A 14,395-nucleotide genomic window follows, 5' to 3' on the forward strand; every position below is an offset into this window, starting at 1 on the left:
TCACGGGGGTTCCTACCCCGCCCGGACCGCGGACCGGTTCCTACTGCCAGAGGGCGACGATGCCGCTCAGGGAACTGGCCGCCATGTAGGCGGTGAGCGCCCAGGCGGCGACGCCGACGGCGATGAGCCAGCGCGGGTATCGGTAGCCGCCCAGCAGGTCACCGGAGCGGCGGGCCGCGACCCACAGCATGATGCCGAGGCCGACCGGCAGGATCACGCCGTTCAGCGCGCCGGCCAGGATCAGCAGCGTGTTGGGGGCCTGTCCGGACAGCAGCAGGATCCCCAGCGAGACGCCGATGAACACGGTGACCAGGACGCCGCGGCGCTTCTCCAGCCACGGGTGGAAGCTCGTGACGAAGGAGACCGAGGTGTAGGAGGCGCCGATGACGGAGCTGACCGCCGCGGCCCACATGATCATGCCGAACAGGCGCATCCCGGCCTCGCCCGCGGCCTGGTGGAAGGCCTCCGCGGAGGGGTTGGGGGCTGCCAGGATGTCGGCTCCGCCGGCGACGACGCCGAGGATGGCCAGGAACAGGACCACGCGCATGACCCCGGTGACGACGATGCCGGTGACGGAGGTCTGCGTGATGGCCCGGAGGTTGCCGCGGCCGCCCCGGCCCGACTCGACGAGGCGGTGCACGCCCGCGTAGGTGATGTAGCCGCCGACCGTGCCGCCGATGATGGTGACCGTGGCGAGGAAGACGTCCGTGCCCATCCGCTCGGGCCAGACGGCCTGGCGCAGGGCGTCGCCGACCGGGGGCTGGGACACGAAGGCGACGTACACGGTCAGGCAGATCATGGCCAGGCCGAGCACGATCAGGACGCGGTCGAGGGCCACGCCCAGCTTCTTGACGCCGAGGATGACGACGGCGAGGAGCGCGGAGAGGACGGCGCCGAGCTCGGGATCGAATCCGAGCATCGCGTTCAGCCCGAGGCCCGTGCCCGCGAGGTTGCCGACGTTGAAGACCAGGCCGCCGAAGACGATCAGGGCGGCCAGCAGGTAGCCCGCGCCGGGGAGGACCTTGTTGGCCAGGTCCTGGGCGCGCATGTCGGCGATCCCGATGATCCGCCAGATGTTCAGCTGGACGGCGATGTCGACCAGGACCGAGACCAGGATGGCGAACGCGAAGGTCGCGCCGAGCTGGGCGGTGAAGGTGGTGGTCTGGGTGATGAAGCCGGGACCGATGGCGCTGGTCGCCATGAGGAACATCGCGCCGAGCAGGCTGCTGCTCAGCACGATCCGCCCGGGGCGGGGGCGCACCTTCGGGGGTGCGGGGGGCGTGTCGCCCATGGAGCTCTCCAGGGGGTGCGGGACGGGGGCGGTGACGCGACGACCGACGGCCGTGCCATCGTTGGATTGTTGAACGATACTTCAATTCAACAAGCCGGGTAAAGGGTGGGTCAGCAAAAATCCCAGGTCACCCGCGTGGCAGGGGATCCACCTGTTTCACCCGCCTCTGAGGCCCCTTCGGAGAGCTCTGCCACGATGGTCCGATGGTCCGATGGCCCGGTATCTCCGGCGCCCCGCTCCCCCAGGAGTGCGGCGCGTCGGCGACAATGGAACGACCGACGCCAGCACCGAAGGAGAACCTGTGACGGCCACGGACGCCCGCGCCGACCGGTCCACCGGCCGTACGCGCCTCCTCCCCCCGATGCCGACCCAGGCCGAACGGGTCGCGGAGCTGCTGCGCGAGTCCCTCATCGACGGGGTGTACCCGCCGGGGCGGCGGTTGTCGGAGGAGCGCCTGTGCGAGGAGCTCGGGGTCTCCCGCAACACCCTGCGCGAGGCGTTCCGGCTGCTGGTGCGCGAGCGGCTGCTGGTGCACCAGATGCACCGGGGCGTGTTCGTCGGCCTTCCGACCAGCGATGACGTCCGCGACCTGTTCAAGGCCCGCAGGACCCTGGAACTCCCCGCGCTGCGCGAGGCCACGGCCCCCGCCGAGGAGGCGGTGCGCCTGGTGGGCGCGGCCGTGGACGAGGGCGAGGCCGCGCGGGAGCGGGAGGACTGGTGGCGGATGGGTACCGCCAACATGCGCTTCCACCAGGCCGTCGCCGGACTCTCGGAGAGCGCGCGGCTGAACGAGTTCATGAGCCAGGTACTGGCCGAGACCCGGTTGGTCTTCCACGTGATGGACGCGCCCCGGGAGTTCCACGCCCCGTACCTGGACTGGAACCGCCGGATCCACATGCTGCTGGCCTCGGGCGACCCGCGGCGCGCGGCGGAGGAGCTGGCGACCTACCTGGACACCTCCGAGGACCAGTTGGTCACCGCGTTCACCGCCATGGAGGAGCGGGCCTGACCGCGGCGGGCGCCGCCGCCGGGCCCGCCCGTTCTGCGCTCCGGAACGGAGAGCGGGCGCCGGGGAGCGTCAGGACAGCGTGTCGCGCACGTCCTGGGACACCTCGGGGTCGGTGAGGAACGAGATGTGTCCGACGCAGCCGACCCGGTGGTTGTCGGCCCCGGGAAGGGTGACGCTGGTGGAGGGCCGGACGACGAAGTCGCACAACGACCGGAAGGTCGTGTACGTGACGTCTCCCGGAGTCGGGTCGCCGGAGTTGAGCTCCTCCAGGAACTCCGACCCCACGACCACCTCCTGACACGAGGGGGAGGTCTCCACGCACGGCAGCCGCACGAGGGAGCCCTCGTTGGGGCCGGCGAGCGAGACCCAGTCGTCGACGTCCTCGTGCCCGTCGAGGAACTTCAGGTACCAGCGGGAGGACAGCCCGCCCATGGAGTGGGTGACCAGGTCCACCGCGTCGTGTCCGGTCTCGTCGAGGATCCTGTCGACCTCCCGTCCGATCAGCCGGGCGGTCGCCTCGTTGGAGGCGTCGTAGTCGTAGCTGATGGTGTACAGCCGGTCGCCGTTCCATCCGTCGTCGGTGAAGTCGGCGATCATCGAGTCCCAGTTGTCTCCGCTCCCGCTGTAGCCGTGCACGAAGAGGACGGGGTCGCGTTCCTGGGCGTGGGCGGTCGCCGGGACCATGACCGCGGAGGCCAGGGTCAGTGCGGTGAGGACGGGTGCGAGGGAGGATCGCATCGTCGACTCCTTTCCGTAAGGGAGTCCTGATTGTCCGTGACGATCCCTCCGGCGCGCATCAGGGGAACCACGGGCGTCCGCGTACTCCGTCCCCGTCCACCGCGACGGCACGGGAACGCCTGTTCTGCGACGGGTCCTCCGGAGGCTAACGTGCTGTGGGGGCACGGCGCGGGCACCACATCGCCCGCATGTGCCTCCTTCCTTGTCATACCTTCGCTCTGCCCCGCCTCGGGGCGACCAGATGGGAACCATGTGAACAGCGACGACCTCCCTCCGCGGGATATCCGTCTGATCGTGACCGGAGGGGGAACGGGTGGACACACCTATCCCGCCCTCACCTCCGTCCGCACGCTGCGGGATCGGCTGGAGGCGGCTGGCCACGGCCTGGACGTGCTGTGGGTGGGCACGGCGGACAGCCTGGAGTCCCGGGTCGCGGCGGCTGAGGGGATCGCCTTCGCGCCGGTCGCGACGGGCAAGATCCGCCGCTCGAAGAACCCGCTCGGACTTCTCTCCCCGGCCAACATCAGGGACATGGCCAACGTCCCCCGGGGGATCGCGCAGGCCCGGCGCCTGGTCGCCGGCTTCGCGCCCGACGCGGTGCTGGCCACCGGCGGTTACGTGGCGGTTCCCGTGGGCCTGGCCGCGAAGCTGTGCCGCCGCCCGCTCGTCGTGCACGAACAGACGGTCCGCCTGGGCCTGGCCAACAAGGTCCTCGCCCGTGTGTCGGCCCGTGTCGCCGTGTCCTCCCCGTCCACGATCGAACTGCTTCCGGCGCCCGTGCGTGCCCACGCCGCCGTGACCGGCAACCCGGTGCGTCCGGAGGTGCTGACCGGGCAGGCCGACCGCGCGGCCAAGGGGCTCGGGTTCGAGGGGCACGACCCCGCGCTCCCCACCGTCTACGTCACGGGCGGGGCGCAGGGTTCGGCGCAGATCAACGACACGGTCCGCGCCGTCCTGCCGTGGCTGCTCGCACGCGCCAACGTCGTCCACCAGTGCGGAGCGGCGAACCTGGAGGGGCTGCGCCACAGCGCGGCCGACCTTCCGCCCGGCCTCGCCGAGCGGTACCACCTGACGGACTTCGTCGGCCCGGAACTGCCCGACGTGCTGGCGCTGGCCGACGTGGTGATCTCCCGCAGCGGTGCGGGGACGATCGCGGAGCTGACCGCGCTGGGCAAGGCAGCCGTGCTGGTTCCGCTCGCCTCCTCCGCCGGCGACGAGCAGCGGCACAACGCCCGCCACCTCCAGGAGTCGGGTGCCGCGGTGGCCCTCTTGGACGAGGTCACGGCGCAGGGGCTCCAGGCGGCGGTGGAGCCGCTGCTGGACGACCCGCAGCGGCGCGCGCGGATCGCGGAGCGGGCCCGTGAGCACGGGCGGCCCGACGCCGCCGAGCGCCTGGTCGACGTGGTGCTGTCAGCCGCCCGGGGCTGAGGGGCGGATCCCGCGCACGTGCGGGAGTGGCCCGCCCCTGGGGTCGAGAAGCCGACTGCCAACCTCCGCCCCAGCCGGGTCGGGAGAACCACAGGGGCGGACCTCCCCCTACGGGTGCCTGGCCGGGACCACCGGAACGCCCTACGCCGACCCTCTTCGGCGGGCCACCAGCCCGCGCCCTACGGATGCCTGGTCGGGGTCCGCTGGAGGCTCTGCCAACCCCACGGGCCCAGGCGGCCGCCAGAGGACCCCGCTCCCCCTGACCCCCGCGGCTGAGCACCCGGAACGGAGGAGAACCGGCCAGCCCTTCGGCGTGGGGCCCTGCGCACCCGGAGGACCGGACGCGGAAAGCCCGGTGGCCGGAGTCCCGAAGTGCCATCATGAGGACACCATGGAACTGAACGGACGCCCCGTCAGCACCGGGGAACTCGCGGGCCTCGCCCTGCACGGCTACGGCCACTTCACCACCATGCTCGTCAACGACCTGCGCGTTCGCGGGCTCGACCTGCACATGGAGCGCCTGAGCCGCGACTGCCGTGCCCTCTTCGGCGCCGACCTGGACCTCTCCCGGGTCCGTGAACTCGCCCGCCGCACCGCCCGCGCGCACCCCTCCCCCGCGGTGGTGCGCGTGACCGTGTTCGACCCCCGCATGGACCTGGGCCGCCCCTCCGCGCGCCAGCTCCCGCACATCCTGGTCACCACCCGTTCCGCGCCCGGCACCACACCACCACCCGTGCGCCTGGGTACCCGGCTGTTCACCCGCGACACCCCGCGGATCAAGAGCACCGGGCTGTTCGGGGCGATCCAGCAGCGGCGCTCCGCCCAGTTGGACGGCTACGACGACGCCCTGTTCACGGGCGTGGACGGCCGGGTCTCGGAGGGCCCCACCTGGAACATCGGCTTCCTGGACGGCGGCGGCATCGTCTGGCCGCAGGCCCCGTGCCTCCCCGGTGTGACGACACGGCTGATCGAGCGGGTGGCCGGGGAACTGGGCGTTCCGGTGAGCACCCGGCCGATCGCCTCGGCCGCGAGCACCCGGACGGCGGGCGCGTTCGTCACCAACGCCACCACCGGGGTGCGACCGGTGGCCGCCATCGACGGCGTCCACCTGCCGCAGCCGGCACTGGTCCGCAAGCTCGCCGCCGCCTACTCCGCGCTCCCCGACGAACCGCTGTAGCCCGCGGGTTCCCCCGCCGGTCGGTTCCCCGCCGTCCGGGCCCCGCCCGGCCACCACACGCGCGGCCCGATGTCCAGCGCCAGCGCGGGCACCAGCACGGTCCTCACGAGCAGCGCGTCCACCAGTACCCCGAACGCCACCAGGAACGCCAACTGGAGCAGGAACAACAGCGGGATCACCGCCAGCGCGGCGAAGGTCACGGCCAGGACCACCCCGGCGGAGGTGATCACCCCGCCGGTGACGGTGAGCGCGCGCAGCACGCCCTCGCGGTGCCCGTGTTCCAGGGTCTCCTCCCGGGCCCGGGACATCAGGAAGATGCTGTAGTCGATCCCCAGCGCCACCAGGAACACGAAAGCGAACAGCGGCACCACCGGGTCGGCTCCGGGCAGGTCGAGCACGTGGTCGAAGACCACGGTTCCCACACCCAGCGCGGCCGCGAAGGACAGCACGTTGACCGCCATCAGCAGCAGTGGCGCCACCAGTGAACGCAGCAGCGGGATGAGCACGAGGAAGACCACGACGAGCACGAGCGGCACCACGACCGCGAAGTCGCGCCGCGCCGTCTCCAGGGTGTCCAGGTCGGTGGCGCTCACCCCGCCGACCAGCGCGTCGGCGCCCTCCACGGCGCGCGACTCCTCGCGCAGGTCCCGCACGGCGTCCACCGCCTCGGGCGACTCGGGGCCGACCGTGAGGACGGCCTCGACCAGCACGCGGCCGTCCTCCTCCAGGGGCGGCGGGTCGGCTCCGTGCGGGCCGGGCTCGGTGACCGGCGCGGCCTCGTCCACCAGCGGCAGGCCCTCCGCGACCCGGACGACCTCGTCCAGACGGTCGGCGTCGGCGACCACGAGGGCGGGGGCGGCGCTGGCGTCGGAGCCGAAGCCCCGGTCGAGCACCTCCTGCGCCTCCACCGCCTCCACCTCGGTGCGAAAGACCTCGGCCTGGCCGGTTCCCCCGGCGTCGAACCGTGGCGCGAACACCGCCGCGGCCGCCAGGACCGCCGTGGTGAGGACCCAGTACGTTCGGGGCCTGCGGGCGACGGCCGTCGCCAGGTCCCCCCAGAACCGGTGGCGGGCGGCGACCTCCTCGAAGCCCCCCTCCCCTCCGGGCGCCCCGTGCGGCGCCACGGGCCAGAACGCCGCGCGTCCGCACAGCGCGAGCACCGCGGGCAGGAAGGTCGTCGCCGCGAGCAGTGCGGCGACGACGCCGACGGCCACGACGGGTCCGAGGCTGCGGGTGGAGGCCAGGTCGGCGGCGAGCAGGCAGAGCAGGCCGAGGACGACGGTGCCGCCGGAGGCCAGGACCGGACCGGTCACCCCCCGTACGGCGGCCAGGACGGCCTCGGGGACCCGTTCCCGGACGGCCAGCTCCTCCCGGTAGCGGGCCACGAGCAGCAGGGCGTAGTCGGTGCAGGCGCCCACGACCAGGATGAACAGGATGCCCTGGCTCTGGCCGTTGAGGCTGACCAACCCGGTGTCGGCGGCCAGGTAGACCAGTGCCCCGGACAGGCCGAGGGCGAGCAGGCAGGCGAGGATGACCAGCACCGGCAGCAGCGGTGAGCGGTAGACGGCCACGAGGATGACCAGGACCGCCGAGACGGCGACGACCAGCAGGGTGGAGTCGATGCCGCCGAAGGCCGCGGCGAGGTCGGCCGCGTAGCCGGCGGGCCCGGTGACCTGGGCCCGGAGCCCGGAGACGGGATCCTCGTCCAGCAGCGCGCGCAGTTCGGTGACCGCGTCGCCCGTGTCGGCGGCCGAGTCGACCGGGACGACGAACTGGGCGACGGAGGGGTCCTCGGTGCCGGGGAAGGGTCCGGCGACGTCGCCGGAGACCCAGGGCTCCCCGGCGACGTCCTCGGCGACCGCCGCGATGTCGGCCAGTTCCTCCCCGGAGATCTCCCCGCCGCCGTCCTCCCGGGAGTAGACGACGACCGCCGGTGCGGAGTCCTCCCGGTCGAACTCCTCGGCGATCTCGGCGACCTCGGTGGACTCGGCGCCCACGGGCAGGAACGCGCCGGGGTCGTTGGTCTGCACCTCGCCGAGCCTGCCCAGGAACATGCCCAGGGGCCCGGCTCCCAGCAGCCACACCAGGGCGACCAGCAGGGCCGCACCGATCCACCAGCGCGACCGCCGGACTGGTCGGCCGTTGTCCTTGTCCACGTACGGGCCCCTACTGCTGCCAGCGGCTTTCGGCCTGGAGAACGAGAATCGCGCTTTGCGGGTCGATGACGGAGCCAGCCCCTACCCCGGCCCCCTCACGTCACACCCGCCCCGGGGCACCGGCCCTCGCACGGGCACGTCCGCGGCCCCCGGCATGCGCGGGAAGGTCAGGGGGCCTCGGGTCCTGCCTCTCCCGTCTCCCCGGCCTCGGCGGTCGCGGCGATGTTGTCGGCCATGGCACCGAACACGAGCCCGTGGAAGGGCGTCACGGCCTTCCAGTACAGGTGCCCCGCCAGGCCGCGCGGTTGGAAGAGCGCGCGCTGGTGGTAGACCGTGCGCCCGCGCACACGGCTCACGCCCAGCTCCAGCCAGGCCGGACCCGGCAGCCGCATCTCCGCGCGCAGACGCAGCAGTCCGCCCGGGACGACCTCCTCCACCCTCCAGGAGTCCAGGGAGTCGCCCACCCGCAGCCGTGAGGGGTCGCGCCTCCCCCGGCGCGGACCGACCCCGCCCACGGCCAGGTCGATCCACCCGCGCGCCGCCCAGGCCAGGGGCCACGAGTACCAGCCGTGCTCGCCGCCGATCCCCTCGATCACCCTCCACACCGCCTCGGGAGCGGCGTCCACGTAGCGGGCGCGCACGTCGGTGTAGAGGCTGCCGCCCGCCCAGTCGGGGTCGGTCGGCAGCGGGTCGGACGGGGCGCTCGGCCAGGCCGCCGAGGACCACCAGGTGTCCACGCGGGACTCGTCGGTACTGCGCAGGGCCAACTCCACCGCGTGGTCGAAGCGGAGCCTGTCGCGGTCCCCCAGCAGTTCGGACAGGTCGTCCTCGCCGACCACGGCGTCGTGGCGCAGCGACTCCACCAGGGGCCGGGCGATCGCTGGCGGAACCGGCGTGACCAGCCCCACCCACAGGCTGGACAGCCCCGGGGTGAGCACCGGGACGGGGATGATCGTCCTTCTGGGAACCCCCGCCGCACGCGCGAAGCGCTGGACCATCTCCGCGTAGGTGAGCACCTCCGGACCGCCGATGTCGAAGGTCCGGTCCACGTGGTCGGGGAGCCCGGCCGTGCCGACCAGCAGCCGCAGCACGTCGCGCACGGCGATCGGCTGCACGCGGCTGCGCACCCACCGGGGCGTGGTCATCACCGGCAGCCGCTCGGTGAGGTACCGCAGCATCTCGAAGGAGGCCGATCCGGAACCGAGGATCACCGCCGCGCGCAGCACGGCGGTGGGCACGCCCGACTCCAGCAGGATCCGGCCGACCTCCTCGCGCGAGGCCATGTGCGGCGACAGCCGGACCCCCTCCGGGGCGAGTCCGCCCAGGTAGACCAGGCGGGACGCCCCCGCCCGCTCCGCGGCGCGCGCGAAGTTGCGCGCCGCGTCGGCGTCGGTGCCCCCGAAGTCGCGCCCTCCGGACATCGAGTGCACGAGGTAGTAGGCGGTGGCCACGTCCCGGAGGGCCTCGTCGAGGCCCTCACCACTGACGACGTCGCCCCGGACCACCTCCACGCGGTCGCGCCAGGGCTGGTCGCGCAGCTTGTCCGGGGCACGGGCCAGACAGCGGACGCGGTAACCGGCGTCGAGCAGCTCCGGGACCAGGCGCCCGCCGATGTAGCCGGTGGCCCCGGTGACCAGGGTCGGTCCCGCCGTCATCCCGCCGCCCCGGCGGTGCGGGTGTGGCGGTCCGCGCTGGGACGGTGGCGGTCGGCCGGGCGTCCGGTGTCCAGTTCCATGGTGATTCCCCCTTCGGTGTCCTCCCGGAAAGAGTCGGGCACCAGGGCGCGCATCACAAGCCGAACCGCCTGGTCAACGGCCCCGTCTCCGCGTCCGGCGGAGCCGGCCGCTCAGGGGCGGGAGTGCCTGGTGCGCAGCGAGTACCACGCCTGGTCCAGGCTGGTCAGCGACATGGCCGCCACCGGGGTCGTGAACCCCATGGCCAGCTCCCGGTGCAGGCGCGAGCCTCCGTCGAGGAAGGCCAGCACGTCACCGAGGCGGTTGGCCGCGAACAGTCCGGAGAAGAACTCCGAGCCCCGGACCCTGCCGGTGTCCAGGGCCCGCAGCATGACCGCGTCCATCGCCAGGTGTCGGCGCCGGTGCGGCACCGGCGGGACCGGGACGCGCCCCTCGGCCAGGGCCCGCGCCACGGCCGCCGTCTGGCGCCGCACCCCGCTGAACGTGTACCCGGTCGAGGGCCGGGTGGCGCCGCCCGCCGTGCCCAGCCGGAACACGCGCCGCCCCGCCCGGGGCCGGAAGCGGGCGTCGGTCATCGGGATGACACCCTGCTCCGCGGCCGTCACCTCCACGTCCGCCAGGCCCAGCAGCCCGCAGTAGTCCTTGAGCGCGCGCTCGTACTCGGGGGTGGTGAGCGCCTCGCGGCCGAACTCGGTGTACTCCACCAGCGCCTCGCGCGGCGACAGCGGCAGCACGTAGCCGAAGGCCACCCCGGCCGGGGGCTGGGGAGGGCGCAGGTCCATCAGCACGGCCGAGGCGGGGTCGAAGGCGTCGTGGGAGGTGCGCACGAACCATCCCCGGAAGTGCTGGAGCAGGTGGGTCCGCCCCCGTGGGACGGGCTGGGGGGGCCGCGAGTCGAACACCCACTCCGCGGTCAGGGACGCCGTCCCCCCGCCGGGCTCCCCGCCCCGGACCACGGCGTGGTCCGCGCCGTCGCGGACCTCGGTGACCAGCAGCGGCAACTGGTCCACGCGCCCGCCCGCCGAGGCGCGTACGTGCGCGTCCACGTCGGCCGACCTCAGCATCTTGTACACGTAGGGCGAGGCCGGGGAGGAGTGCTCGGCCCCGTCGGCCGCCACCACCGACAGGTGCTCCCAGCGGGCGGCCAGCAGGTCGTCCCACGACCCGCCGTCGGGCTCCCAGAAGCACCATGTGCGCGCGGGAGGCGTGTGCGGGCCCGGCGGCGGCTCCACCAGGGCGACGCGCAACGGTCGGCCACGTCGGTCGTTGACCCCGCGGAGCTGGTGGGTGAGGCTGAGCCCAGCGGCTCCCCCGCCGATGATCGCCACGTCGTAGTCGGCCATGTTCCCAGCATGCACTGGGAGTCCGTCCGTGCCCGCAGTGAACACCCGCCCCGGGAGAGTCCGTGAACACCACGACGCACGCGATGAAGGACGGCGCGGTCACCGACGAGTTCGACCACGCCGCCGGGGCCTACGACCGGCTCGTGGCCGCCAACCCCGGCTACCACGCCCACCTGCGGATCTCCGCGAGGCGGCTGGGACTGCCCGGCGACGGATCGGGGCTGCGCCTGCTCGACCTCGGATGTGGCACCGGGGCCTCCACCGCCGCCCTGCTGCACGCGCTTCCCGGGGCCCGGATCGCGGGTGTGGACGCCTCGGACGGCATGCTGGAGGCCGCACGCGCCAAGCGCTGGCCCGCCTCGGTCTCCTTCCGCCGGGCCCGGGCGGAGGAGCTCACCCCCGCGTGGGCGGCCGAGCACCTTGACGGACCCGTGGACGCGGTGTTCGGGGCCTACCTGATCCGCAACTGCCCCGACCCCGACGCCCTGCTGTCGGCCGTGCGCGCCCTGCTGCGGCCCGGCGGGCGGATCGCCCTGCACGAGTACTCCGTGGCCGACTCGGCGTCGGCACGGATGGTGTGGTCGGCGGTGTGCTGGGGCGCGGTGATCCCGGCGGGAAGGGTGCTGACCGGCCGCGCCGACCTGTTCCGGTACCTGTGGCGCAGCGTCCTGGAGTTCGACGGCCGGACCGCGCTGCTGGAGCGGATGCGCCGCGCGGGACTGGAGTCGGTGGCCAGCGCGCCGCTGCCGGGCTGGCAGTACGGGGTCACGCACACCTTCGTCGGCCGGCGCCCGCTCGACGCCCACGAGGGCCCCGCCGATGGCCGCTGACGGCGCCGCCCGGCCCGAGGGCGTACGCGACCCCCTGGCCGAGGCCGTTCCGCCCGCCCCGCCCATCGGGCCGCGCACGGCGGCCGTGCCCCACGTGGCCGTGGTCGGCGGCGGCATCGCCGGGCTGGCCGCGGCCTGCGCCCTGGCCGAACGGGACGTGGACGTGACGGTGTTCGAACGCGAGCCCTCGCTCGGTGGCCGCCTGCGCGGCTGGACCACGACGCTCTCCGACGGCTCGCCCGCGACCATGACCCGGGGCTTCCACGCGTTCTTCCGCCAGTACTACAACCTGCGCGCACTGCTGCGCCGCGCGGACCCGGGGCTCGACTCCCTGGTCCCGCTCACCGACTACCCGCTCGTGCACCGGAACGGCCCGCGCGACCGCTTCTCGGGGCTGCCCCCGACGCCGCCGTGGAACGCCGCCGTCCTGGCGGCGACCAGTCCGAGCTTCCCGCCACGCGACCTGGCCCGGGTCAACGTGCCCGCGGCGCTACAACTGCTCGACGTGGACGTGCCCGGCGTGTACGAGCGCCTGGACCGGCTGAGCGCCCGGGACCTGCTGGAGGCGGTGCGCTTCCCGCCCACGGCCCGGCACCTGGCGTTCGAGGTGTTCACGCGCAGCTTCTTCGCCGATCCGGGACGGCTGTCGGCGGCCGAGCTGGCGGTGATGTTCCACGTCTACTTCCTCGGCTCGTCCGAGGGGCTGGTGTTCGACGTGCCGCGCTCGCCGTTCCCGCAGGCGCTGTGGGACCCCCTGGAACGCCACCTCGCCAAGCTCGGGGTGCGCTTTCGCACGGCCTCCCCGGTCGACGCGGTCCACCCGGGCCGGGAGCACCGGTTCTCGGTGCGCGGCCGGGCGCCCGAGGGCGGGTCCTTCGAGGCCGGGGCCGACGCCGTGGTGCTCGCCGCCACCCCGGCCGGGACGCGCGGCCTGGTGGCGGCATCGCCGGGGCTGGGCGCCCCCGGACCGGGCGGCCCGGAGTCGGGGGGCGGCCGGGAGTGGCGCGACCGGATGGCCCGTGTGGAGACGGCTCCCCCGTTCCTAGTGTCGCGCTACTGGCTGGACCGGCCCGTGCGTCCGCACCGGCCCGCCTTCCTGGGCACGGCGGGCTACCCGACGCTGGACAACGTCAGCGTGCTGGATCGCTACGAGGACGAGGCCCGCGCATGGGCGCGGCGCACCGGCGGGTCCGTGGTGGAACTGCACGCCTACGCGCTGGAGGAGGGGTGCGATCCCGTGCTCGAACGGCGCAGGCTGTGGGAGCAGGCGCGGACCGTCTACCCGGAGCTCGCGCGGGCCCGGGCGGTGGACTCCCGGCACGAGACGCGCGCGGACTGCCCGCTGTTCGCCCCCGGAAGCCACCGCGACCGCTGCGGGGTGGCCGCCCCCGACCCGTTCGTGGTGGTGGCGGGCGACCACGTGCGCACGGACCTGCCCGTGGCGCTCATGGAACGCGCGGCCACCAGCGGCCTGCTCGCCGCCAACGCGCTGCTGTCGCGCTGGGGGAGGCCGGGACACACGGTGTGGACCGTGCCCCGGCGGGGCAGGTCTGCCCCGCTTCGGGCACTCGCCCGGTGGGCCCGGCGCTCGCGTTAGGGCGCGCACAGCGATGATCTCGCTCCCAGCGGCACTGTCGGTGGTCGAGAGTGCCGCCGGGAGCAAGAGCATCCGGTGAAGGCGCCCGGTCACCGCACCGCGGCAGGAGGCCGTGTCAGCCGGGCCAGCGGCCGGTGCTCCTCAGCAGGTACCGGCGCTCGGCGTAGGCCAGGTCGTCCCTCCACAGGCGCCGGGCGGCCATCCGTATGGCGGGGCGCACCACCGCCCCGGCCACCTTCCTGGCGATCGCGAACCCGGTCCGCTCCGAACTCGCCACCGTGGCCTCGATGACCGCCGTGCGCGGAACCCCGCGCCCGTCCACGCCCAGCGGGGTGGCGTGCGTCTCCACCACGCTGCCCAGCCCCTCACCCTCGATGACGCGCATGACCACGGTGCGCGGTTCGGGGCAGTGGAACTCCGCGCGCACCGGTACGCCCCACCGGCCCGCCACACGGAAACCCACGTCCACCACCATCCGGTCCGGGTCCGGATCGGCTCCCCGGGGCACCTCGGTCACCTCCAACCCCACGAACGAGTAGGGATGGAACCACGAGCCGTGCCACGGATCGAGCCGGTTGGCCACCACGTCCTCGGGTTCGCACCGCCCGGCCATACTCTCCACCGCGGCCAGGCTCCCCCCGGGACCGGGGCGCTCGGGCACCACCGGCGCGTCCAGGGGCTCCTCACCGCCCGCGTGGTCCAGGCGCACCCACACCAGCACGCCGTCGTCGTGGACCGGATAGGGGTCCCAGCCGGGGAACCCGTCCCCGTCCAGCGACAGCCCGTGCCACCGGCACACCAGGCGCCCGGAGTCCACCGCCCCCCGGCACAGCGGGGCACCCAGGTGGGGGCAGGCGCCCGGCCCCGCGTGCGCGGTCCCGTCCGGCGTGCGCCAGGCCACCAGCTCGGTTCCCGCCACGACGCGTCCGAACGGCCGGTCCGCGCGCACCTCGGCGCTCGCGGCCAGCACGAACCAGTTCCCGGAGGGACGGGCGAGAGCGCGTTTGAGCGCCGCTTCGATGACGGCGGGCGACCCCTCCCGCCAGGTGGGCTCCTGGGCCCTCCACATGGTGGCGGGCATGCGGCGCAGGGGAAACCGCCGCGGCCGGGGATCGGGCAGTGTCACGGGAGT

The 14,395-nt window shown here is 74.1% G+C and carries 12 protein-coding genes; 5 read left to right on the forward strand and 7 right to left on the reverse strand.

Annotation, left to right across the window (positions count from 1 at the left end; translation table 11 throughout):
* Positions 1-40: 40 nt before the first annotated feature.
* Positions 41-1,291 (reverse strand): NRAMP family divalent metal transporter, encoded by a 1,251-nt coding sequence (locus tag FYX01_RS07110; RefSeq protein WP_150238805.1) that lies wholly within the window; start codon positions 1,289-1,291, stop codon positions 41-43.
* Positions 1,292-1,592: 301 nt separating this feature from the next.
* Between FYX01_RS07110 and FYX01_RS07115 the strand changes: the two genes are divergently transcribed.
* Positions 1,593-2,300 carry a GntR family transcriptional regulator gene (locus FYX01_RS07115; protein ID WP_150238807.1) on the forward strand — a complete coding sequence of 236 codons (708 nt, stop codon included), beginning with the start codon at positions 1,593-1,595 and terminating at the stop codon, positions 2,298-2,300.
* A 69-nt stretch (positions 2,301-2,369) separates the two neighbouring features.
* Here FYX01_RS07115 and FYX01_RS07120 read toward each other — a convergent pair whose 3' ends face one another.
* Positions 2,370-3,038, reverse strand: a complete 669-nt coding sequence (locus FYX01_RS07120) for an esterase/lipase family protein (protein ID WP_150238809.1) — start codon at positions 3,036-3,038, stop codon at positions 2,370-2,372.
* Between the two features lie 252 nt (positions 3,039-3,290).
* On the opposite strand from FYX01_RS07120, the gene FYX01_RS07125 reads away from it, so the two are divergent.
* Together FYX01_RS07125 and FYX01_RS07130 are read left to right on the forward strand one after the other, a co-directional pair.
* Positions 3,291-4,466 (forward strand): UDP-N-acetylglucosamine--N-acetylmuramyl-(pentapeptide) pyrophosphoryl-undecaprenol N-acetylglucosamine transferase, encoded by a 1,176-nt coding sequence (locus FYX01_RS07125; protein ID WP_150238811.1) that lies wholly within the window; start codon positions 3,291-3,293, stop codon positions 4,464-4,466.
* Between the two features lie 391 nt (positions 4,467-4,857).
* Positions 4,858-5,643 carry an aminotransferase class IV family protein gene (locus tag FYX01_RS07130; protein WP_150238814.1) on the forward strand — a complete coding sequence of 262 codons (786 nt, stop codon included), beginning with the start codon at positions 4,858-4,860 and terminating at the stop codon, positions 5,641-5,643.
* Here the strand turns inward: FYX01_RS07130 and FYX01_RS07135 are convergent.
* The 4 genes from FYX01_RS07135 to FYX01_RS07145 form a co-directional block, all read right to left on the reverse strand.
* On the reverse strand, positions 5,613-7,799 hold the full coding sequence (locus FYX01_RS07135) for an MMPL family transporter (RefSeq protein WP_150238816.1): 2,187 nt from the start codon (positions 7,797-7,799) through the stop codon (positions 5,613-5,615). The genes FYX01_RS07130 and FYX01_RS07135 overlap by 31 nt on opposite strands.
* A 167-nt stretch (positions 7,800-7,966) precedes the next feature.
* The gene (locus tag FYX01_RS07140; protein WP_150238818.1) at positions 7,967-9,454 is read right to left on the reverse strand and encodes an SDR family oxidoreductase; all 1,488 of its coding nucleotides are present in this window, start codon (positions 9,452-9,454) and stop codon (positions 7,967-7,969) included.
* Complete coding sequence (locus FYX01_RS27025) at positions 9,451-9,576, reverse strand: hypothetical protein (RefSeq protein ID WP_263363710.1); 126 nt, start codon at positions 9,574-9,576, stop codon at positions 9,451-9,453. Before FYX01_RS27025 ends, FYX01_RS07140 begins: the two co-directional genes overlap by 4 nt.
* A 69-nt stretch (positions 9,577-9,645) precedes the next feature.
* Positions 9,646-10,836 carry a lycopene cyclase family protein gene (locus FYX01_RS07145; protein ID WP_150238820.1) on the reverse strand — a complete coding sequence of 397 codons (1,191 nt, stop codon included), beginning with the start codon at positions 10,834-10,836 and terminating at the stop codon, positions 9,646-9,648.
* 62 nt (positions 10,837-10,898) lie between these two features.
* On the opposite strand from FYX01_RS07145, the gene FYX01_RS07150 reads away from it, so the two are divergent.
* Together FYX01_RS07150 and FYX01_RS07155 are read left to right on the forward strand one after the other, a co-directional pair.
* A complete protein-coding gene (locus tag FYX01_RS07150; RefSeq protein ID WP_150238822.1) occupies positions 10,899-11,666 on the forward strand; it encodes a class I SAM-dependent methyltransferase in 768 nt (255 codons plus the stop codon).
* Positions 11,656-13,263, forward strand: coding sequence for an FAD-dependent oxidoreductase (locus FYX01_RS07155; RefSeq protein ID WP_150238824.1), 1,608 nt, complete (start codon positions 11,656-11,658; stop codon positions 13,261-13,263). The genes FYX01_RS07150 and FYX01_RS07155 overlap by 11 nt, the downstream gene beginning before the upstream one ends.
* 115 nt (positions 13,264-13,378) lie before the next feature.
* Here the strand turns inward: FYX01_RS07155 and FYX01_RS07160 are convergent, their stop codons facing one another.
* Positions 13,379-14,389 carry a DUF5914 domain-containing protein gene (locus FYX01_RS07160; protein ID WP_150238826.1) on the reverse strand — a complete coding sequence of 337 codons (1,011 nt, stop codon included), beginning with the start codon at positions 14,387-14,389 and terminating at the stop codon, positions 13,379-13,381.
* Positions 14,390-14,395: the final 6 nt, after the last annotated feature.

Source organism: Nocardiopsis quinghaiensis (genome assembly GCF_008638365.1).
Lineage (GTDB): Bacteria > Actinomycetota > Actinomycetes > Streptosporangiales > Streptosporangiaceae > Nocardiopsis > Nocardiopsis quinghaiensis.

Bases quoted from the DNA above. Each gene is read 5' to 3' on its own strand.
- FYX01_RS07110 (WP_150238805.1), bottom strand. From the start codon at position 1,291: ATGGGCGACACGCCCCCCGCACCCCCGAAGGTGCGCCCCCGCCCCGGG.
- FYX01_RS07120 (WP_150238809.1), bottom strand. From the start codon at position 3,038: ATGCGATCCTCCCTCGCACCCGTCCTCACCGCACTGACCCTGGCCTCC.
- FYX01_RS07130 (WP_150238814.1), top strand. From the start codon at position 4,858: ATGGAACTGAACGGACGCCCCGTCAGCACCGGGGAACTCGCGGGCCTC.
- FYX01_RS07140 (WP_150238818.1), bottom strand. From the start codon at position 9,454: ATGACGGCGGGACCGACCCTGGTCACCGGGGCCACCGGCTACATCGGC.
- FYX01_RS07145 (WP_150238820.1), bottom strand. From the start codon at position 10,836: ATGGCCGACTACGACGTGGCGATCATCGGCGGGGGAGCCGCTGGGCTC.
- FYX01_RS07155 (WP_150238824.1), top strand. From the start codon at position 11,656: ATGGCCGCTGACGGCGCCGCCCGGCCCGAGGGCGTACGCGACCCCCTG.